The organism is Enterobacter sichuanensis (assembly GCF_009036245.1).
Classification (GTDB): Bacteria; Pseudomonadota; Gammaproteobacteria; order Enterobacterales; family Enterobacteriaceae; genus Enterobacter; species Enterobacter sichuanensis.
This window is the reverse complement of record NZ_CP027986.1, coordinates 1,979,943-1,998,471: the sequence shown is the minus strand read 5'-3', so window position 1 is coordinate 1,998,471 and position 18,529 is coordinate 1,979,943. Positions and strand designations below refer to the sequence as shown.

Here is an 18,529-nt window from a genome sequence, read left to right as displayed (position 1 = left end):
TTCCTCGCGTGTTAAGAGACTCCCAGAGGTTACCCAGCCGCACGATGAAACGGTATTCGGTTGATTACGCACTCATCCTGGTAGTTATACGGATTGCAATTTATCGTATTCGCGTATTGCCTGAACCAGACTGCTGACGCCAAGCTTGGTAAACGCCGCCGCGCGGTGCGCTTCTACCGTACGCGGTGAGAGATTCAGCCGGGCGGCCACCTCTTTGTTGCTGAGCCCTTTCATCAACTCCCCCAGCACTTCATGTTCCCGCGCGGTCAGCTGCGCGAAACGCGTCGCGATCCGGGTGGTTTCCTGCCAGTCGGCAAAGCGGCGGTGACTCTCCTCAAAGGCCAGGCCCACGGTTTCGATAAGCTTGTCGGCATCCAGCGGCTTGGTGAAAAACTCAAACACGCCGTTACGGAATGCCCGACGGCAGGCGTCAACGGTACCGTGGCCGGTCATGATAATCACCGGCAGCAGAGGCCAGGGCCATGTGCCCTCCTCAAGCCAGGTGAGACCGCCTTTACCGGGCATCCGCATATCCAGCAGCATACAGCCCACCAGCGCTTTCTCCCGTGCATGGGTAGCGGTAAACGCATCGACGCTTTCATATGTCCTGACCGGCCAGCCCATGCCTGAAAGTAAAAACGTCATCGACTCCCTGATGGATTCATCGTCATCAATCAGCCAGATTGTATTATCCATCCATAGCCTCCTTTCCGTGCGCCAGTTGTAGTCGGATCTGCGCCCCGCCCTGCAGCGCATTACCCAGCGTAATCGATCCATTCATACGCGTCACCAATGATTCCGTCAGGGTCATCCCCAGCCCCATGCCCGCTTCTCTGCCGCTGTAAAACGGCATGAAGGCATGTTGTAACGCCTCCGGGCTAAAGCCCGGGCCGCCGTCAGTCACGGTAATCACAACGCCATGCTCGTTTTTCTGACTTTCAATCTTTACCCAGCCGGCTACCGATGCCTGCTGGGCCTGAATCGCATTGCTGAGCAAATTATGCAGGACCTGCTCAAGCCAGAGACGGTCTGCCAGCACCGTCGTGGCCCCTGGGGTAAACGCATGCGTGACCATGATATGTTCGGCCCTGCGCTCATGCTCAAGCAAATTCACCACCTGCTGCCAGCACTGCGCCAGGTCGGTTTCCCGCAGGGTGACTTTCTCCTGCACCACGTGCTCGCGAAAACGCGTCAGCAAGGCGCTAATACGCTGCATTTGCGTCAGCGCGGCCGCCAGCGCCTGCGACACCGCTGGCCCGTTTTCCTGCTGCAGCTGACGCTGCGCTCCCTGGATCCACGTCTGCGCAGCGGTTAACGGCTGGTTAATCTCATGCACAATACCGGCGGTGATCTCCCCCAGGGTATTGAGCCTGGCGTGCTGGTAGTAGAGCGCCCTTTGCTCGGCCTCTTTGCGCGCTTTACGCTGCCAGAGCACCACGCTCGCCAGCGCAATCACTATCCCCCACCCGATAAACAGGATGGGGTACATCACCCCATTGACGCCGAGCCAGTCCGGGCGGGAGTCGGCCTCCAGCGTAAAAGGTTGAGTATGCTGCGGGAAGGTGCGCTGCCAGTGCCAGAAGGCGTCAGACGTCGGTTCGTCGCCGTTTGGCATAAAACGGATCCCGAGATGCGTAAAGGGATGATGGGCATTCAGAATCGGCCCGAGATCCACCCGCACGCGGATCTGACGCCAGGGATTGTAAAGCCAGTACTGCATCTCGTGGGCAGGTTCAACCCGTGGCGCATCAAGGGCGCGTCCGGAGGTCTTTTCCAGGGCAAGCAGTTGGGGGAATTTTTTGCGCAGGGCGGCAATATCTTCATCACCGTTCAGTAACGGCAATACGGATTCATTTTGCGTCAGTACCGCGCTTAATTCCGCGAAGAGAGCCGCGAACTCGCGATCGCGCTCCCAGAACTGGCGGCGGATCTGTTCGGCATAGAGCAGGATGCCGCTGATGAGGCAGACTATCGTCCAGACAATAATACCGCGCTTGAAAAAAGGGTTCTTCATTCCGTTAACTGAGCAGACTTAACCATCTGTCAACATTAACAGTTATCCGTTATCAGAACAAAATCAAGCACAGCTCATTCCAGTACATTTCGCGCGTGCGGCGCAGTTCAGCGTGACGTTTTATCATGGAACCACTCCGGATCAATGTTAGCGACGTCCACGCCATACAGGCTCGCGACAGGCAGTATCGACTCAAGAACACGTTGCGCGCTGTTCTCCGCATTCACTGGTCGGGTCGCAAAAAACCGCCGTAACGTGCTTATCCACTTTTTCATCGTCAATCCCCTCTCGCTTAACCTGTACTCAGTTAAAACCCAAACTGCGTGCAGGGGAAATACCAAAATCCACTGTTGATGTGCAGGATCTGCAAATAGCGCCCCGTGCTTTTCACGCTTCATTAACACACTGTTCACTAATGCTTTTTTGCTAAAAGCAAAGAACGATTTCTTATTTGGCGATAGCTTTCGCTTATGGGAGCGTAGCGAGGGAAAACAAAAACAACGGGATGACGTATGACTATGGCAGCAAACATGAAAGGGTTTACAAAACGGACACTGGTTCTGGGATTGCTGGCGGCCGGGAGCTTGCTTTCAATGCAGGCGCAGGCCGATCAGCTGGCGGATATAAAGGCCGCAGGCGTGGTAAAAGTGGCCACGTTTGACGCCAACCCGCCGTTTGGCTCGATTGATGCCAAAACGCACGAGATCGTGGGTTACGACGTGGACTTCGCCAGAGCGCTGGCAAAATCACTCGGCGTGAAGCTGGAACTGGTAGCCACCAACCCGGCAAACCGCATTCCCCTGCTTCAGTCCGGTAAAGCCGATTTAATTGTCGCGGATATCACCATTACCCCGGAACGTGCGCAGGTGATCGATTTCTCAACACCCTATTTTGTCACCGGGCAACAGTTCCTGGTCCCGGCCAAATCCGCCGATAAGCTGGATGCGTATAGCCATGCACGCATCGGTGCGGTAAAAGGCACCACCGGCGAGCAGGCGCTGCACCAGCGTTTCCCGCAGTCCCGCGTGCTCTCCTATGACGATATTCCGCTGGCGTTGACGGCACTGCGCAACGGCAACGTACAGGCGATTACCCAGGACAGCACCATTCTGGCCGGCCTGCTGGCGCAGGCGCCGGACAAAGCGAACTTCAAAATTCTGCCTGACCTGCTCAGCAAAGAAGAGATTGGCGTTGGGGTGAAGAAAGGTGAAACGGCGCTGCTGAAAGCGGTTAACGATGAGCTGGTCAATCTTGAAAAAAATGGCCAGGCGGCAAAAATCTACGATGTCTGGTTTGGTCCCGGCACTCCAGCTCCACAGCCTCGCGCCTTTAAAATAGAAGCTAAGTAATATGCTCTCAGGTTTATTTTCACACTCCGCGGCCGGTGCCGCGGATTTTTCACATCTGGAACAGGCCAGCGTCGAGTTTCGCCACGTGGACAAACGCTACGGTGACCATCAGGTTCTGAACGACATTAATCTCACCATCACGCCCGGTGAAGTGGTCGCCATCCTCGGCCCTTCGGGCTCCGGTAAATCCACCCTGATTCGGCTTATCAACCAGCTTGAAACCCTGAGCGGCGGGGAGATTCTGGTCGACAACAAGCCGACCGCCACGCTTGCCGGTACCGGGCTGCGTCAGCTACGAAGCCGCGTGGGGTTTGTGTTCCAGCAGTTCAATCTTTATGCCCACCTTACCGCCAGCCAGAACATCACGCTCGCGCTGGAGCACGTCCACGGCTGGAAGCCGCAACCGGCCCAGGAGCGCGCGCTGGCTCTGCTGGAGAAGGTCGGGATGCTGGAAAAAGCCCACCATTTCCCGGCCGAGCTTTCCGGTGGACAGCAGCAGCGCGTGGCGATTGCCCGCGCTCTGGCCTCATCGCCGCAAATCATTCTGTTCGACGAGCCCACGTCTGCGCTCGATCCGGAAATGATTGGCGAAGTGCTGTTTGTGATGAAAGCGCTGGCCCACAGCGGGATCACGATGATTGTGGTGACCCACGAGATGCAGTTTGCCCGGGAAATTGCTGACCGGGTTGTCTTTATCGACGGGGGGCAAATTCTGGAAATCGCGCCACCGGCACAATTTTTCAGTCAACCGTCGCATCCCCGTGCACAGCGATTCCTGCAAAAAGTGCTCAACCCGCTGCATCAGGAGCACCTGTAATGCCCGCGCTCGACTGGCAGGGGGTACTGACCGGACAGCCTCTGCAGTGGATCCTCTCCGGGTTTCTCACCACGCTCTGGGTAACGCTTGCGGGCATCCTGCTGGCCAGCCTGCTCGCGGTGCTGTTTATGCTGCTGCGCCTTTCCGGCGGACGCATCGGGAAGGCGATTGTCAGTAGCTGGGTCTCGCTGTTTCGCAATACACCGCTGCTGGTGCAACTGCTGTTCTGGTATTTTGCTGCCTGGAACGGGTTACCGCAGCTCTTCAGGGATGCGGTTAATGCGGATCACCGCTGGTCAATGCTGCCCGGCGACGTCTGGTGGTTTACGCCCGAGTTTCTCTGTTCGGCCTGGGGATTGGGGGTATTTACCTCGGCATTTTTAATCGAAGAAGTGGAATCGGGGCTGCGCTCTGTTCCGGCCGGACAGCGGGAGGCGGCCCTCGCCCAGGGGTTCTCCACGTGGCGCTTGTTTCGCTACATCCTGCTGCCGCAGGGGCTGGCCAACGCCTGGCAGCCCGTGGTGGGGCAGTATCTGAATCTGATGAAGCTCTCCTCGCTCGCCAGTGGAATCGGCTTTGCTGAACTGACCTATCAGGTCAGGCAGATTGAAAGCTATAACGCGCACGCGCTTGAGGCATTTACCTTCGGCACCGCGCTCTACCTCCTGACCGGCCTGGTGATGGGGATGGTGCTGGTTCGCATTGGACCTCACGCGAAGCGTAAACGCCCGTTTGTCGTCACCACAGGGAGTGAAAAACATGATTGCCGGACTTAATGTCATCACCGATAACCTCGATTATCTGCTGTGGGGACGCGCGGCAACCGGTGAACCGGGTGGCGTATTGCTCTCGGTAATGATGGCGGTGGGGGCAGCGATCATCGCCCTGCCCGGCGGGGTGGCACTCGCGTGTCTGGCCTGGCGCTTTACCGGGCTTGTGCGAAAAGCCCTCTTCTTGTGGGCAGAGCTGATTCGCGGGATCCCGCTCATCTTCGTGATTTTCTGGATGTGGTATTTGCTGCCGCTCATCATCGGAGGCGATCTGCCGGGCGCGCTGACCGTCACGCTGGCACTGGCCTGGTTTACCGCGGCAACCGTGATGCACTCGGTGCTGGCCGGGCTGAACGCCTTACCGTCCGGGCAGTACGAGGCCGCACTCGCTCAGGGGTTTAGCACCCGGCAAATCCTGTGGCGCGTGCTGCTGCCCCAGGCGCTGAGGAACATTCTGCCGTCGCTGGTGGGGATTTTTATCAGCCTGCTGAAGGATACGTCGCTGGCGTTTATCGTGAACGTACCGGAACTGACCACGGTGGCGGGACAGGTCAACAACCGGGTGCAGATTTACCCGGCGGCCATTTTTATCTTTACGGGCGTGGTCTATTACCTGCTCTGCTGCTCGCTCGAGCAACTTGCGAAGCGCTGGCGCATTACCCGGCCAGCGCTTTAACCACTGTTTCCATCGCTTTGGTTGTCAATTCACTGCGTTTAACGCGCTGGTTCGCCAGCGCGGTACGCAGTACCCCGGCAATGACTATATGCTTTGGCTCCTGCCCTAAATCACGCATCTCAAGCACCACCTTGCCGACCACCCGGCACATCTCCTGGTACAGCGCTTCATCTTTGGTCACGTTACCCATCGTCATCACTCCATTGCCTGTTAAACGTTGAGCTTAAATGATTCTCCTGCCGGATACAAAAAAGAAGCCCGGCGAGAGACTCGCCGGGCTTCATCTGAAAAATCAGTCAATTAGTTATTAACAGGAATAACCGCGCCTTTGTACTTGGTGCGGATCCAGTCCTGAATCTCTTTCGAGTGCAGCACGTTCACCAGCGCGACGATATCTTTCTTCTTCTCGTCACCGCGATGAACAGTGATGATGTTGGCGTACGGGTTGTTTTCACCGCTCTCTACCGCAATCGGGTCGTGGACCGGATCCAGACCGGCATCGATCGCGTAGTTGGCGTTAATCACCACCGCATCGCCTTCGTTGTTGTTGTACATCTGCGGCAGCAGAGAGGCTTCAACGTTAGGCGTGAACTGCAGCTTTTTCGGGTTCTCCACGATGTCGCTGATGCGCGCGGTCACTTTGTCGATGCCCGGCTTCAGCTTGATCACGCCCTCTTTCTCGAAGATGGAAAGAATGCGGCCCTCTTCAGAAACCGCGTCACGCATGATGATCTTGCCCCCTTCCGGCAGGTCTTTCAGCGACTTGTATTTTTTGGAGTAGATACCGATAGGTTCGATGTGGATCGCCCCCGCACTGACAAAATCATAATCCTTATCGCCCGCATGATCTTTCAGCACGCTGTTCAGGTAAGGAATGTGCTGGAAATAGTTGGCGTCGATGTCATGACCGGCCAGCGCGGTATTCGGCAGAATGTAATCCTGGAACGGTTTGATCTCCAGGTCGATACCCTGTTTCGCCAGAATCGGCTTTGCCTGCTCCAGTATTTCGGCGTGCGGGGTGTTGGATGCGCCCACGGTCAGGGTGTCGGCCCAGGAGGCAAAGCTCAGGGCACTCAGGGTTGCAGCGGCGATCAGTGTCAGTGTCTTTTTCATGATGTGGTTCCTGTGTGTATTTATTAGCGTTTATCTAACAGAGAAGTAATGGCGTCGCCGCAGAACTGGATAATGAAAACGATGATCAGAATGGTCACCGTTGCCACCAGCGTGACGTCACCATGGTTGCGCTGGAATCCTTCCAGATAAGCCAGATTTCCCAACCCGCCGGCGCCAATCACCCCCGCCATGGCGCTGTAACTCACCAGCGCAATGAGCGTTACCGTAATACCCGATACCAGTGCAGGTGATGATTCCGGCAGTAAAACCCGAAACACTAACGTGCTCAGTCGAGCGCCCATCGAGCGTGTGGCTTCGATGACGCCTTTATCCACCTCACGCAGGGCGATCTCCACCAGGCGTGCGTAGAAGGGTGCCGCGCCCACAATCAGCGCCGGCAGCGCCGCGTTGGCGCCAAGAATGGTGCCCACAACGGTCTTGGTGAACGGGATCAGCAGCACAATCAGAATGATGAACGGAATCGAGCGGAACACGTTCACCACAATGGAAATGACGCTGTAGACCGTGCGGTTGTGGAACAACCCGCCGCGCGCGGTTAAAAACAGCGCCAGACCGAGGACGATGCCCAGAACGAAGGTCGCCACGCCGGAAAGCGCCGTCATGTACAGCGTCTCCAGCGTCGCCGCCCAGAGTTGATCCCACTTAAGATGCGGAAAGAGATTCTCAGCCATGTTTAATTACCTCACCTTCAATATCGCTGTGCTGCAGGTCGGCGAGGATATTGTTCAGTTGTTCATCAGATGCCACCACGTGCACCCAGAGCTGACCAAACACGCCATGGGCGGTTTGCGTCATTTTGCCGTGCAGGATGTTAAACGGCAGGCCGTAGCGCAGGGTCAGTTCACCGACGATCGGTTTATGCGTGCTGTGCCCGGTAAAGGTCAGCCTGATGACCGTCCCTTCCAGCTCGTTTGCCAGTTCGGCATTAAAGGTTTCTTCCTCAGCGTACTGGCTCACCTGACGGACAAACTGCTGCGTAATCGGCTGCTGCGGATGGGTAAAGACGCTCAGCACATCCCCCTCTTCCACCACTTTACCGTTCTCCATCACCGCCACGCGGTCGCAGATTTTGCGTACCACATGCATCTCGTGGGTGATCAGCACAATGGTCAGCTGGAAGCGACGGTTGATATCCAGCAGCAGATCGAGGATCTGATCGGTGGTTTGCGGGTCGAGTGCGGACGTGGCTTCATCGCAGAGCAGCACATCCGGGCGATTAGCCAGCGCACGCGCAATGCCCACGCGCTGCTTTTGCCCACCGCTCAACTGTGACGGATAGGCATGCTCGCGACCTTTCAGACCAACGAGCTCAATAAGCTCGGCCACGCGAGCCTTGATATCAGCTTTCGGTACGCCGGCAATTTGCATCGAGAACGCAATATTCTCGCTGACCGTACGTGACCACAGCAGGTTGAAGTGCTGAAACACCATGCTGATCTTCAGACGCGCCTGGCGCAGTGCTTCACCTTTTGCGGCAGAAATGTTCTGCCCGTTAATGGTTACACTGCCGCTGCTCGGTTTTTCCAGACCATTCAGCAGGCGAATAAGCGTGCTTTTACCTGCCCCGCTGTAACCGATAATCCCGTATATCTGTCCCTGTGCTATCGTCAAATTGACATTATCAACGGCCGTGAGCGCCACCTTTCCGTTGTCAAAAACCTTCGAAATATTGCTGAGAACTATCATTCTTATTTATTATCCGTGCCGCTCGTAGCGGTTTAGCAGTATGGATGTCCAAACGATAGTAAACAGGCGTTATCAGCTTTTAAATGAACAAAAAAGAATGTGTTATAACTTTGGGGAATAAATAGCGGATTTACAGGCAGGGGAGCATTTAGACCAATTTCAGCAATGATTATCTGCCTGATGCATATCTGCTGGCTGACACCCGGCAAAAACGCTCATTTTTGCAGCATTTTATGCCAGTATAGCCATCCTCACATCCAGACAACTTTACGTCTTGCTGTCCTGACATCCAAAAACGTCATATATATTCCTTTCTGTTCTAAAAGGCAGTGAATGGTTCTTTCTTGCGAAAATTTCGCCGCCCTATCATCCCGTCATGACCTCCAGAAAGGAAAATATCATGACGATTTACCACTCCGTCACCGAACTGATTGGACGTACCCCGCTCATCCAGCTGCACAAGCTCGATACCGGTCCCTGCTCGCTGTTTCTGAAGCTCGAAAACCAGAACCCGGGCGGCTCCATTAAAGACCGCGTGGCGCTGTCGATGATCAACGAAGCGGAGCGCACCGGTAAGCTGCAGCCGGGCGGCACGATTATTGAGGCCACGGCCGGGAATACCGGACTGGGCCTGGCGCTGATCGCCGCCCAGAAGGGCTACTCGCTGATCCTGGTGGTGCCGGACAAAATGAGTCGCGAGAAGATTTTCCACCTGCGCGCGCTGGGTGCCCAGGTGGTGCTGACCCGCTCTGACGTCAATAAGGGCCATCCGGCCTATTACCAGGATTACGCCCAGCGTCTGGCCAGTGAGCTGCCCGGTGCGTTTTACATCGACCAGTTCAATAACACCGCCAACCCGCTGGCACACCGCACCACCACGGCGCCGGAACTGTATGAGCAGCTTGACGGTAACATCGACGCCATCGTAGTCGGGGTCGGTTCAGGCGGTACCCTGGGCGGCCTGCAGGCGTGGTTCGCCGAACACTCTTCGCACACGGAGTTTGTTCTGGCAGATCCGGCCGGCTCCGTTCTGGCCGATCAGGTCGAAACCGGACGTTACCACGATGCAGGCTCATGGCTGGTTGAGGGGATCGGTGAAGACTTTATTCCTCCGCTGGCCCACATTGAAGGCGTGAATCGCGCCTGGCGCATCACCGACCGCGAAGCGTTCGCCACCGCGCGCGAGTTGCTGAAAACAGAAGGCATTCTGGCGGGCTCCTCCAGCGGCACGCTGCTGGCGGCCGCGCTGAAGTATTGCCAGGCGCAGACCACGCCGAAACGCGTGGTGACCTTCGCCTGCGACAGCGGCAATAAATATCTCTCGAAGATGTTCAACGACGACTGGATGCGCCAGCAGGGGCTGCTTACCCGCCCCCAGGCCGGCGATCTCTCCGACTACATCGCCCTGCGCCACGATGAAGGCGCCACCGTCACCGCCGCCCCGGATGACACGCTCTCCACTGTCCTGGCGCGCATGCGTCTGTATGACATCTCCCAGCTGCCGGTGCTGGAGAATGGCAAGGTGGTGGGCATTATCGACGAATGGGATCTGCTGCGGCATATCGGCGGCGACGGCGATCGCTTCGCGCTACCGGTGACGGCGGCCATGACGCGTCAGGTGGAATTCCTGGATAAACACGCCCCGGAGAGCGCCCTGCACGCCATCTTCGACCGCGGTCTGGTGGCCGTGATTAATGACAACGACCGTTTTCTCGGTCTGATTACGCGCAGCGACGTGCTGACCGCATGGCGCAACCGTCTACAGCAATAAAGGAAGAGATGATGAAGAACCTGGCAACCCTGAGCGTACACAGCGGCGAGTTCAACGACCAGCACGGGGCGGTGATGCCGCCGATTTACGCCACCTCGACGTTTGCGCAACCCGCTCCCGGGGAACATACCGGCTATGAATATTCGCGCAGCGGCAACCCTACCCGCCATGCGCTGGAGACCGCCATCGCCGAACTGGAAGGCGGCACGCGCGGCTACGCGTTTGCCTCCGGCCTCGCGGCGATCTCCACGGTGCTCGAACTGCTGGATAAAGACAGCCATATCGTTGCCATCGATGACGTTTACGGCGGGACGTATCGTCTGATCGAAAATGTGCGCAAACGCAGCACCGGTCTGCAGGTCAGTTGGGTTAAACCGGACGACCTGGCCGGGCTTGAGGCCGCCATTCGCCCGGAGACGCGGATGGTCTGGGTTGAGACCCCAACCAACCCGCTGCTGAAGCTGGCGGACCTGGCGGCCATCGCGGCGATTGCTCGTCGTCATAACGTCATCAGCGTGGCGGACAACACCTTCGCGTCGCCGGTGATCCATCGCCCTCTTCAGTCGGGCTTCGATATCGTGGTGCACTCCGCCACCAAATACCTTAATGGCCACTCCGACGTCGTTGCCGGGCTGGCGGTAGTGGGTGATAACCCGGCGCTGGCGGACAAGCTCGGCTATCTGCAGAACGCGGTGGGTGGTGTTCTGGATCCGTTCAGCAGTTTCCTGACGCTGCGCGGTATTCGCACGCTTGCGCTGAGGGTGGAAAAGCACAGCACTAACGCGCTGGCGATTGCGCAATGGCTGGAGCAACATCCTCTGGTGGAAAAAGTGTTCTATCCAGGGCTGGAGTCCCACCCGCAGTATCGCCTCGCCCGCACACAAATGGCCCTGCCGGGTGGGATGATTTCAGTGGTGGTAAAAGGCGATGCGCAACGCGCAACGGAGGTTATCCGCAACCTGAAGTTGTTCACCCTCGCGGAAAGCCTCGGCGGCGTGGAGAGTCTGGTGAGCCAGCCTTACAGCATGACCCACGCTTCAATTCCTCTTGAGCAACGGCTGGCAAACGGCATTGTGCCGCAGCTGATCCGCCTGTCGGTGGGGATTGAAGATCCGAAAGACCTGATTGCCGATCTCATTCAGGCGCTGCAAAAATAAGCAAATTGCGGCAGGTCAATCACCTGCCGCCATAAGTTGTCATCATGGCTTAACGCCTTGATAACAATATTATGTGAAACTGCACAGATTATTTCTGAAACACCGCTTCCATTTTCCTTTTATCTTAAAATCAGCGTATAATGCGCGCCTGGCCCCTGGTGAATGGTTTCAGCGCTTGGAATACAAAAAACAACGTACAACTTCTCCTCTCCTTCGTTGGGCTGTCACTCAGGCACACTTTCTTCTGCACGCTCATTTGATGTCTCCTATCCTTAGTGCGTGTCATATACTCTTTTGCAACACAGGTTTGACTCCGCGGCGGTGCGCCCCCGGAGCGAGATTTCCATATCCTTCCCAACTTAAAGACTAAGACTGTCATGAAAAAGACGAAAATTGTTTGTACTATCGGCCCGAAAACCGAATCTGAAGAGATGCTGAGCAAAATGCTGGATGCCGGCATGAACGTGATGCGTCTGAACTTCTCCCACGGTGATTACGCTGAGCACGGCCAGCGCATCCAGAACTTGCGCAACGTGATGAGCAAGACCGGTAAAAAAGCCGCCATCCTGCTGGATACCAAAGGTCCTGAAATCCGTACCATCAAACTGGAAGGCGGTAATGACGTCTCTCTGAAAGCGGGCCAGACCTTCACCTTCACCACTGACAAGTCTGTGGTCGGTAACAGCGAAATCGTTGCAGTGACCTATGAAGGCTTCACCAGCGACCTGTCCGTCGGTAACACCGTACTGGTCGACGATGGTCTGATCGGGATGGAAGTCACCGCTATCGAAGGCAACAAAGTTATCTGTAAAGTGCTGAACAACGGCGACCTGGGTGAGAACAAAGGCGTTAACCTGCCAGGCGTCTCCATCGCGCTGCCAGCGCTGGCTGAAAAAGACAAGCAGGACCTGATCTTCGGCTGCGAGCAAGGCGTTGACTTCGTTGCCGCCTCCTTCATCCGTAAACGTTCTGACGTGGTTGAAATCCGTGAGCACCTGAAAGCGCACGGCGGCGAGAAGATCCAGATCATCTCCAAAATTGAAAACCAGGAAGGCCTGAACAACTTCGACGAAATCCTCGAAGCGTCTGACGGCATCATGGTTGCACGTGGCGACCTGGGCGTTGAAATCCCGGTTGAAGAAGTGATCTTCGCGCAGAAGATGATGATCGAGAAGTGTGTTCGCGCGCGTAAAGTGGTTATCACCGCAACGCAGATGCTGGACTCCATGATCAAAAACCCACGCCCAACCCGCGCTGAAGCAGGCGACGTGGCAAACGCCATCCTCGACGGTACCGATGCGGTGATGCTGTCCGGTGAATCCGCGAAAGGGAAATACCCGCTGGAAGCGGTCGGCATCATGGCGACCATCTGCGAACGTACTGACCGCGTGATGACCAGCCGTCTGGACTTTAACAACGACAGCCGCAAGCTGCGTATCACCGAAGCAGTATGCCGCGGTGCGGTAGAAACTGCTGAGAAACTGGAAGCGCCACTGATCGTGGTCGCGACCCAGGGTGGTAAATCTGCGCGCGCCGTGCGTAAATACTTCCCGGATGCGACCATCCTGGCCCTGACCACCAACGAAACCACCGCTCGTCAACTGGTGCTGAGCAAAGGCGTAGTTGCGCACCTGGTTAAAGAGATCGCCTCTACCGACGATTTCTACATTCAGGGTAAAGCACTGGCTCTGGAAAGCGGTCTGGCTCAGAAAGGCGACGTTGTGGTAATGGTTTCTGGTGCCCTGGTACCAAGCGGAACCACCAATACCGCATCTGTTCACGTGCTGTAATAATTCCCGAACGAATTAATTTGGATAAAAAGCGCCCATTGGGCGCTTTTTTTATTCCCGGCATTAGCCAAACTCATTCAAATTGCAAATCGGGTTTTTCTATTTAATTGCGAATTATCTAAGATGAATCCGATGATAAATGCCTTTTTTTCCTTAGATTTTTGCCCGAAAAGGGCTGATTCGGTGCTTCTTTGAGCGAACGATCAAAAATAGGTGTATTCCCATCAAAAAAATATTCTCAACCCAAAAAAGTTTGTGTAATACTTGTAACGCTACATGGAGATTAACTCAATCTAGAGGGTATTAATAATGAATCGTACTAAACTGGTACTGGGCGCGGTAATCCTGGGTTCTACTCTGCTGGCTGGTTGCTCCAGCAACGCTAAAATCGATCAGCTGTCTTCTGACGTTCAGACTCTGAACGCTAAAGTTGACCAGCTGAGCAACGACGTGAACGCAATGCGTTCCGACGTTCAGGCTGCTAAAGACGACGCAGCTCGCGCTAACCAGCGTCTGGACAACCAGGCTACTAAATACCGTAAGTAATAGTACCTGTTAATAAAATGGCGCACATTGTGCGCCATTTTTTTTGCCTGCGTCAAACCACTACTGCGTCACCTTCTCCCCTTCATCTTCCGCAACCGCAGCAGACACCCGACTGTTCTGCACCGACAACACACTATTACTGGCAGACGGGCCGTTACCGGCGGAGACCACAACCGGGATCCCGGCACGACGTGACAGGGCTTTATCAATAAGCGCTTTATCACTTCCCGCCTGAGACACAAAGGTCGCAAAGTCGGCGGAATGGCTAATTGGCGAGACCTGCGGGTTTTCCCCCTCCACCTGCGCCAGCGGACGGTGAACTTCAATATAGCGTTTACCATCTGGCTCAACGGAGAACTTCACGGGTTCATTGATAATCTGTACCCGCGTGCCCACCCGCACCTGTTCGAACAGGGCTTTAATGTCCGGAGCATTCATCCGCATACAGCCGGAACTGACCCGCAGGCCGACGCTGTCCGGCGCGCTGGTGCCGTGAATGAGATATTCCCCATTACCCACGCCTAAACGCAGTGCGTAGCGCCCCAGGGGGTTATTTGGTCCGGCAGGGACCACAGGAGGCAATTTAATGCCCTGCTCCAGCGAGCGGGCTCTGATCCCCGGCGTGGGCGTCCAGGTGGGGTTAGGGATTTTCTGACTCACCCGCGTAGTGGTGACCGGGGTTTCCAGCCCCAGCTGCCCGATACCAAGCGGGAAGACCTGAACAATATTTTCCCCCGGCGGGAAGTAATACAGGCGAAGCTCGGCAAGGTTCACCACAATCCCCTCGCGCGGCGTGTCCGGCAGCAGCATCTGCGACGGAATGGTGATGACGGTGCCCGGCGCAGGGTTGACCGGCGCAATAGTATTGTTCGTTTCCAGCAGCACCTGCGCCGCCGTATTAAACCGGCGGGCGATGGTCTGCAGCTTATTATCCCCTTCCTGTATCGTGTAGGTTTGATTTTGCCCAATCAGACGACTGCCTGCGGGCGGCAATGGATAGTCCATCGCGCGGGCCGAATGAAGGGCACCGAGCGAACTGATAAGTAATAGAGTTATGAGAGACGCGCGCTTCATGCTGAGATTCCTTATTCACTGGCAGGATGCCAGAAAGCTGAAAAACCAGCGAGGCGGGAACCACCTCGCGAAACAGAATGAATGCTGTTCTGTAAGTCTAGCTAAGGATTGCAGCTTTGGCGCGGATGGCGCGAATCATCGCTTCCAGTCCCTGAGCACGGGACGGGGTGAGGTGTTGGGTCAGGGCCATTTTTTCAAACCACGGACGGACATCGAACGCGACAATATCCTGAGCCGACATCTGGTGATAAAGAATGAAAACGACCGCAATAAGCCCTTTAACAATGGCAGCATCGCTGTCGCCGCGCAGTTCGATAGTGCCGTCATCCGACTGCGCCATCACAATCCACACCTGGCTCTGACAGCCCTGAATACTGTTCTCCGGGCAATGCGCCTCTTCGCTGAGCGGCGGTAAACGCTGTCCCAGCTCAATGATGTAGAGATACTTCTCTTCCCAGTTTGCGCAACGCGAGAAGTTACGCAGTAATTTATCTTTGTCCGGCAGATCTGCCATCTTTCGCCTCTTTGTTAGCCCAGCAGCTGATGGATGCGTTTTAGCCCCGCCACCAGCCTGTCGACCTCTTCCGTTGTGTTGTACATCACCAGCGATGCGCGACACATTGCCGGGACCTGGTAAAACGCCATCAGCGGCATGGCGCAATGGTGCCCGGTACGGACCGCTACGCCGTAATTATCGAGGAAACTGCCCACGTCATAGGCATGATGTTTCCCGAGATTGAACGCGATCACCCCCTGCCGGTCAGGCGGGCCGTAAAGGGTCAGATCCGGTACGCTGGCAAGTTCCGCAAGCGCATAGTGCATCAGCAGTTGTTCATATTCCTGAATGGCCTCAAGGCCGATCGCCGAGACGTAAGAAACCGCCGCTCCCAGCCCAATAATGCCCCCGGTGTTGGGCGTGCCCGCCTCAAAACGCCACGGCGCACGGGCGTAGGTGGTGCCTTCCGTCAGGCTAACGGTGGCGATCATTGACCCGCCCCCTTCCCACGGCGGCATCGCCTGCAGGATGTCTTCTTTCACATACAGCACGCCAATCCCGGTCGGACCGTAGAGCTTGTGGCCGGAGAACACGTAGAAATCGCAGTCCAGCGCCTGGACGTCAACCGCGTGGTGCATCACCGCCTGAGCGCCGTCAATCAGCACTTTCGCCCCCGCCAGATGGGCCTTCTCGACGATCTCTGCGACCGGGTTTTCGGTCCCCAGCACGTTGGAAACCTGGGTGACCGCCACCAGCCGCGTGCGGTCATCCAGCAGGCCGTCAAGCAACTCAAGCTGCAGCGTCCCGTCAACATTGAGCGGGATCACCCGCAGCTGCGCCCCAACGCGCTCGCAGAGCATCTGCCACGGCACGATATTCGCGTGGTGCTCCATCTGGGTAATGATGATGTTATCCCCTGCGCGTACCTGGGCGTTGCCCCAGCTGTTGGCGACAAGGTTAATCCCCTCGGTTGTGCCGCGCACAAACACCAGCTCTTCGGGCGAGCGGGCATTGAGAAAGGCGGCCACCTGCGTGCGCACGTTCTCCATGCGCTGGGTAGCTTCCGCGCTCAGGGTATGGATCCCCCGATGCACGGCGGCGTAACCGTGGCGATAGAACTCCGCCTCCGCATCCACCACCTGATTCGGCTTCTGCGCGCTGGCCGCGCTGTCCAGATAGGCCAGCGGCAGCCCGTTGACTTCACGGGTCAAAACCGGGAAATCGGCCCGGACTTTCTCAACGGGAAAACTCATGCTTCGCCTCCAGGCAGACGCAGGCCAATACGGTCCAGCACCTGCTGTTTTAACTGACCATCGTGCAGCGCTTCCGTCAGTTCGGCGGCAAACGCATAGATAATCATCTTCTGCGCCGCCTGCTGGTCAATACCGCGGGAACGCAGGTAGAACATCTGCTCGTCATCGATCCTTCCGACCGTGGCGCCATGGCTGCATTTCACGTCGTCGGCATAGATCTCCAGCTGCGGTTTGGTGTCCACCTCCGCCAGGCGGCCCAGGAGCAGGTTGTTATTGGTCATCTGCCCGTCGGTTTTAATGGCGTGCTGCGCCACGTTAATCAGGCCGTTAAACACCGCGCGCCCTTTGTCACTGACGATGGTTTTGTGCAGCTGGCGGCTGTTGCAGTAGCCCTTGTTGTGCTCAAGCCAGGTGCGCGTATCGCACACTTCTGATTTAACCGGCATCGCCAGGCTGTTGATGCGCAGCGTGGTGTTTTCACCGTTGAGCTGGGTGCTGGTGTTGTGGCGCAGCACCGCCCCGCCGAGCAGGAAGCTGTGGCTGAAAGCTGCGGCATCCTGAGCCAGCACAATATCGTTATGGGCAAAGTGGTGACTCTGCCCATTCTCAAACGCCAGTTTGATGTGGTGAAGTCGTGCATTAGCGGCGACATTCATCGTCAGACGCGATCCGGTAAAGTGCCTGACCTCGTTAAGGCTGACGTAATGTTCGATTACCGTGGCATCGGCCCCCTCCGCCAGTTCAAGATGATGGCGATAGTGCGCGGTATTGATTTCGTCACCGTCGAGCCCCTGGGTGATATGCAGCAGTAAAAGCGGTTTTGCCGGGCGCTGGTTACGCTTAACGTGGATATGCGTCACGCTCTGCGCCAGGCTCTCGGTAAGATGCAGAAACACCTCCGGCTGCACGGGAGCCGCCAGGCTCTGGCGTTCATCATCGAGGGTAATCGTATAACCGCTCTCTTCAGCGCTGTCGCTCAGCTCAGGACGGAACTGCCCGTCAACAAACACCAGCCGCAGGGCATCAACGTTCAGTGCCAGCGCATCACGCTGGGCCGGGCTGATGTCCGCCAGCCGCGAAACAAATTCGCCGTTCAACAGGCCATCAAGCGGGGTGTATTTCCAGTTCTCATGCTTACGCGTCGGCAGGCCGAGGCGCAGCATCTGCTGCAGATGCTGCTGCGCCTGCTCAGAACGTGTCCCCCCCTGGGCTTCAAACAGCCGGTGCCACTGCTGGAGCGCATTACTGCTGTTCGGTAAGCCAGCCATACCCCTGCTCCTCCAGTTGTTTAACCAGCGTGAAATCACCGGATTTCACAATACGCCCCTGATAAAGCACGTGGACGTAATCCGGCTTGATGTAATCCAGAATGCGCTGGTAGTGGGTGACAATAATGAACGAACGCTTGCCGTCGCGCAGCGCGTTAACGCCATCGGCGACAATCTTCAGGGCGTCGATATCCAGACCGGAGTCGGTCTCATCGAGAATGCACAGCTCGGGCTCCAGAACCGCCATCTGCAGAATATCGTTACGCTTTTTCTCGCCGCCCGAGAAGCCGACGTTGACTGAGCGGGTCAATAAATCTTCCGGCATTTTGAGCAGCTTGATCTTCTCTTCCATCAGATCCTGGAAGTCGAAGCGATCCAGAGCCTCCTGGCCACGATATTTACGCACCGCGTTCAGTGCCGTCTGCAGGAAGAACTGGTTGCTGACGCCCGGGATCTCAACCGGATACTGGAAGGCCATAAAGATGCCCTCTCCCGCACGATCCTCCGGTGACATCTCCAGCAGATCTTTGCCGTTAAATTCGACCGAGCCGCGGGTGACTTCGTAATCTTCACGCCCGGCCAGCGTCGCCGAAAGCGTACTTTTCCCGGAGCCGTTCGGCCCCATAATGGCGTGAACTTCACCCGGTTTGACGTCAAAATTGAGGCCACGCAGGATGGTTTTGTCTTCCACGCTAACCTGTAAATCTTTAATGCTTAACATGTGCTTT

General features: G+C 56.5%; 21 protein-coding genes. 9 read left to right on the top strand and 12 right to left on the bottom strand.

The window, feature by feature from the left end; translation table 11 throughout:
• Nucleotides 1-84: 84 nt before the first annotated feature.
• From C1N69_RS09570 to C1N69_RS22785, 3 genes are all read right to left on the bottom strand, one after another.
• Entirely contained in the window at nucleotides 85-696 is a 612-nt protein-coding gene (locus tag C1N69_RS09570; RefSeq protein WP_155031061.1) for a response regulator transcription factor, read from the bottom strand.
• The gene (locus C1N69_RS09565) at nucleotides 689-2,014 is read right to left on the bottom strand and encodes a sensor histidine kinase (RefSeq protein WP_155031060.1); all 1,326 of its coding nucleotides are present in this window, start codon (nucleotides 2,012-2,014) and stop codon (nucleotides 689-691) included. Before C1N69_RS09565 ends, C1N69_RS09570 begins: the two co-directional genes overlap by 8 nt.
• Nucleotides 2,015-2,121: 107 nt before the next feature.
• Nucleotides 2,122-2,289 (bottom strand): hypothetical protein, encoded by a 168-nt coding sequence (locus tag C1N69_RS22785; protein ID WP_014831607.1) that lies wholly within the window; start codon nucleotides 2,287-2,289, stop codon nucleotides 2,122-2,124.
• Between the two features lie 243 nt (nucleotides 2,290-2,532).
• On the opposite strand from C1N69_RS22785, the gene C1N69_RS09560 reads away from it, so the two are divergent.
• Genes C1N69_RS09560 through C1N69_RS09545 form a run of 4 tightly spaced genes read left to right on the top strand, consistent with a single transcriptional unit; the run spans nucleotide 2,533 to nucleotide 5,626 of the window.
• Complete coding sequence (locus tag C1N69_RS09560) at nucleotides 2,533-3,363, top strand: ABC transporter substrate-binding protein (RefSeq protein ID WP_162299944.1); 831 nt, start codon at nucleotides 2,533-2,535, stop codon at nucleotides 3,361-3,363.
• Nucleotide 3,364: 1 nt separating this feature from the next.
• Nucleotides 3,365-4,180 carry an amino acid ABC transporter ATP-binding protein gene (locus C1N69_RS09555; protein ID WP_095451462.1) on the top strand — a complete coding sequence of 272 codons (816 nt, stop codon included), beginning with the start codon at nucleotides 3,365-3,367 and terminating at the stop codon, nucleotides 4,178-4,180.
• Nucleotides 4,180-4,956: an amino acid ABC transporter permease gene (locus tag C1N69_RS09550; protein ID WP_095451461.1), complete on the top strand. Its 777-nt coding sequence runs from the start codon at nucleotides 4,180-4,182 to the stop codon at nucleotides 4,954-4,956. The genes C1N69_RS09555 and C1N69_RS09550 overlap by 1 nt, the downstream gene beginning before the upstream one ends.
• Nucleotides 4,940-5,626 carry an amino acid ABC transporter permease gene (locus tag C1N69_RS09545; RefSeq protein WP_155031059.1) on the top strand — a complete coding sequence of 229 codons (687 nt, stop codon included), beginning with the start codon at nucleotides 4,940-4,942 and terminating at the stop codon, nucleotides 5,624-5,626. The genes C1N69_RS09550 and C1N69_RS09545 overlap by 17 nt, the downstream gene beginning before the upstream one ends.
• On the opposite strand, the gene fumD is transcribed toward C1N69_RS09545, so the two are convergent.
• The 4 genes from fumD to C1N69_RS09525 all read right to left on the bottom strand — a co-directional run bounded on the left by fumD (nucleotide 5,607) and on the right by C1N69_RS09525 (nucleotide 8,446).
• Nucleotides 5,607-5,816, bottom strand: coding sequence for a fumarate hydratase FumD (gene fumD, locus C1N69_RS09540; protein ID WP_003857676.1), 210 nt, complete (start codon nucleotides 5,814-5,816; stop codon nucleotides 5,607-5,609). The genes C1N69_RS09545 and fumD overlap by 20 nt on opposite strands.
• Before the next feature lie 110 nt (nucleotides 5,817-5,926).
• Entirely contained in the window at nucleotides 5,927-6,739 is an 813-nt protein-coding gene (locus tag C1N69_RS09535) for a MetQ/NlpA family ABC transporter substrate-binding protein (protein WP_025758309.1), read from the bottom strand.
• Between the two features lie 23 nt (nucleotides 6,740-6,762).
• Nucleotides 6,763-7,431 (bottom strand): methionine ABC transporter permease, encoded by a 669-nt coding sequence (locus C1N69_RS09530; RefSeq protein ID WP_047958370.1) that lies wholly within the window; start codon nucleotides 7,429-7,431, stop codon nucleotides 6,763-6,765.
• A complete protein-coding gene (locus C1N69_RS09525) occupies nucleotides 7,424-8,446 on the bottom strand; it encodes a methionine ABC transporter ATP-binding protein (protein ID WP_155031058.1) in 1,023 nt (340 codons plus the stop codon). The genes C1N69_RS09530 and C1N69_RS09525 overlap by 8 nt, the downstream gene beginning before the upstream one ends.
• A gap of 400 nt (nucleotides 8,447-8,846) precedes the next feature.
• On the opposite strand from C1N69_RS09525, the gene C1N69_RS09520 reads away from it, so the two are divergent.
• From C1N69_RS09520 to lpp, 5 genes are all read left to right on the top strand, one after another.
• Nucleotides 8,847-10,217 carry a pyridoxal-phosphate dependent enzyme gene (locus tag C1N69_RS09520; RefSeq protein WP_155031057.1) on the top strand — a complete coding sequence of 457 codons (1,371 nt, stop codon included), beginning with the start codon at nucleotides 8,847-8,849 and terminating at the stop codon, nucleotides 10,215-10,217.
• Nucleotides 10,218-10,228: 11 nt separating this feature from the next.
• A complete protein-coding gene (locus C1N69_RS09515; protein WP_155031915.1) occupies nucleotides 10,229-11,374 on the top strand; it encodes a trans-sulfuration enzyme family protein in 1,146 nt (381 codons plus the stop codon).
• 73 nt (nucleotides 11,375-11,447) lie between these two features.
• Nucleotides 11,448-11,744, top strand: coding sequence for a protein YnhH (ynhH, locus tag C1N69_RS23140; RefSeq protein WP_420796107.1), 297 nt, complete (start codon nucleotides 11,448-11,450; stop codon nucleotides 11,742-11,744).
• A gap of 7 nt (nucleotides 11,745-11,751) precedes the next feature.
• The gene (gene pykF, locus C1N69_RS09510; RefSeq protein ID WP_045284943.1) at nucleotides 11,752-13,164 is read left to right on the top strand and encodes a pyruvate kinase PykF; all 1,413 of its coding nucleotides are present in this window, start codon (nucleotides 11,752-11,754) and stop codon (nucleotides 13,162-13,164) included.
• A 309-nt stretch (nucleotides 13,165-13,473) separates the two neighbouring features.
• The gene (lpp, locus tag C1N69_RS09505) at nucleotides 13,474-13,710 is read left to right on the top strand and encodes a murein lipoprotein Lpp (RefSeq protein WP_001082307.1); all 237 of its coding nucleotides are present in this window, start codon (nucleotides 13,474-13,476) and stop codon (nucleotides 13,708-13,710) included.
• A 60-nt stretch (nucleotides 13,711-13,770) separates the two neighbouring features.
• Here lpp and ldtE read toward each other — a convergent pair whose 3' ends face one another.
• The 5 genes from ldtE to sufC all read right to left on the bottom strand — a co-directional run bounded on the left by ldtE (nucleotide 13,771) and on the right by sufC (nucleotide 18,522).
• Nucleotides 13,771-14,784, bottom strand: coding sequence for a L,D-transpeptidase LdtE (gene ldtE, locus C1N69_RS09500; RefSeq protein ID WP_047958367.1), 1,014 nt, complete (start codon nucleotides 14,782-14,784; stop codon nucleotides 13,771-13,773).
• A gap of 97 nt (nucleotides 14,785-14,881) precedes the next feature.
• Nucleotides 14,882-15,298 carry a cysteine desulfuration protein SufE gene (gene sufE / locus C1N69_RS09495; RefSeq protein WP_025757294.1) on the bottom strand — a complete coding sequence of 139 codons (417 nt, stop codon included), beginning with the start codon at nucleotides 15,296-15,298 and terminating at the stop codon, nucleotides 14,882-14,884.
• A gap of 14 nt (nucleotides 15,299-15,312) precedes the next feature.
• Nucleotides 15,313-16,533 carry a cysteine desulfurase SufS gene (gene sufS, locus C1N69_RS09490; protein ID WP_095451458.1) on the bottom strand — a complete coding sequence of 407 codons (1,221 nt, stop codon included), beginning with the start codon at nucleotides 16,531-16,533 and terminating at the stop codon, nucleotides 15,313-15,315.
• Nucleotides 16,530-17,801: a Fe-S cluster assembly protein SufD gene (gene sufD, locus C1N69_RS09485; RefSeq protein ID WP_059385790.1), complete on the bottom strand. Its 1,272-nt coding sequence runs from the start codon at nucleotides 17,799-17,801 to the stop codon at nucleotides 16,530-16,532. Before sufD ends, sufS begins: the two co-directional genes overlap by 4 nt.
• Nucleotides 17,776-18,522 (bottom strand): Fe-S cluster assembly ATPase SufC, encoded by a 747-nt coding sequence (gene sufC / locus C1N69_RS09480; RefSeq protein WP_025757297.1) that lies wholly within the window; start codon nucleotides 18,520-18,522, stop codon nucleotides 17,776-17,778. Before sufC ends, sufD begins: the two co-directional genes overlap by 26 nt.
• Between the last annotated feature and the right edge of the window lie 7 nt (nucleotides 18,523-18,529).

Excerpts from the sequence above, each read along its gene's own strand:
- C1N69_RS09570 (WP_155031061.1), bottom strand. The coding sequence starts at position 696 with ATGGATAATACAATCTGGCTGATTGATGACGATGAATCCATCAGGGAG.
- C1N69_RS09565 (WP_155031060.1), bottom strand. The coding sequence starts at position 2,014 with ATGAAGAACCCTTTTTTCAAGCGCGGTATTATTGTCTGGACGATAGTC.
- C1N69_RS22785 (WP_014831607.1), bottom strand. The coding sequence starts at position 2,289 with ATGAAAAAGTGGATAAGCACGTTACGGCGGTTTTTTGCGACCCGACCA.
- C1N69_RS09560 (WP_162299944.1), top strand. The coding sequence starts at position 2,533 with ATGGCAGCAAACATGAAAGGGTTTACAAAACGGACACTGGTTCTGGGA.
- C1N69_RS09555 (WP_095451462.1), top strand. The coding sequence starts at position 3,365 with ATGCTCTCAGGTTTATTTTCACACTCCGCGGCCGGTGCCGCGGATTTT.
- C1N69_RS09550 (WP_095451461.1), top strand. The coding sequence starts at position 4,180 with ATGCCCGCGCTCGACTGGCAGGGGGTACTGACCGGACAGCCTCTGCAG.
- C1N69_RS09545 (WP_155031059.1), top strand. The coding sequence starts at position 4,940 with ATGATTGCCGGACTTAATGTCATCACCGATAACCTCGATTATCTGCTG.
- fumD (WP_003857676.1), bottom strand. The coding sequence starts at position 5,816 with ATGGGTAACGTGACCAAAGATGAAGCGCTGTACCAGGAGATGTGCCGG.
- C1N69_RS09535 (WP_025758309.1), bottom strand. The coding sequence starts at position 6,739 with ATGAAAAAGACACTGACACTGATCGCCGCTGCAACCCTGAGTGCCCTG.
- C1N69_RS09530 (WP_047958370.1), bottom strand. The coding sequence starts at position 7,431 with ATGGCTGAGAATCTCTTTCCGCATCTTAAGTGGGATCAACTCTGGGCG.
- C1N69_RS09525 (WP_155031058.1), bottom strand. The coding sequence starts at position 8,446 with ATGATAGTTCTCAGCAATATTTCGAAGGTTTTTGACAACGGAAAGGTG.
- C1N69_RS09520 (WP_155031057.1), top strand. The coding sequence starts at position 8,847 with ATGACGATTTACCACTCCGTCACCGAACTGATTGGACGTACCCCGCTC.
- C1N69_RS09515 (WP_155031915.1), top strand. The coding sequence starts at position 10,229 with ATGAAGAACCTGGCAACCCTGAGCGTACACAGCGGCGAGTTCAACGAC.
- pykF (WP_045284943.1), top strand. The coding sequence starts at position 11,752 with ATGAAAAAGACGAAAATTGTTTGTACTATCGGCCCGAAAACCGAATCT.
- lpp (WP_001082307.1), top strand. The coding sequence starts at position 13,474 with ATGAATCGTACTAAACTGGTACTGGGCGCGGTAATCCTGGGTTCTACT.
- ldtE (WP_047958367.1), bottom strand. The coding sequence starts at position 14,784 with ATGAAGCGCGCGTCTCTCATAACTCTATTACTTATCAGTTCGCTCGGT.
- sufE (WP_025757294.1), bottom strand. The coding sequence starts at position 15,298 with ATGGCAGATCTGCCGGACAAAGATAAATTACTGCGTAACTTCTCGCGT.
- sufS (WP_095451458.1), bottom strand. The coding sequence starts at position 16,533 with ATGAGTTTTCCCGTTGAGAAAGTCCGGGCCGATTTCCCGGTTTTGACC.
- sufD (WP_059385790.1), bottom strand. The coding sequence starts at position 17,801 with ATGGCTGGCTTACCGAACAGCAGTAATGCGCTCCAGCAGTGGCACCGG.
- sufC (WP_025757297.1), bottom strand. The coding sequence starts at position 18,522 with ATGTTAAGCATTAAAGATTTACAGGTTAGCGTGGAAGACAAAACCATC.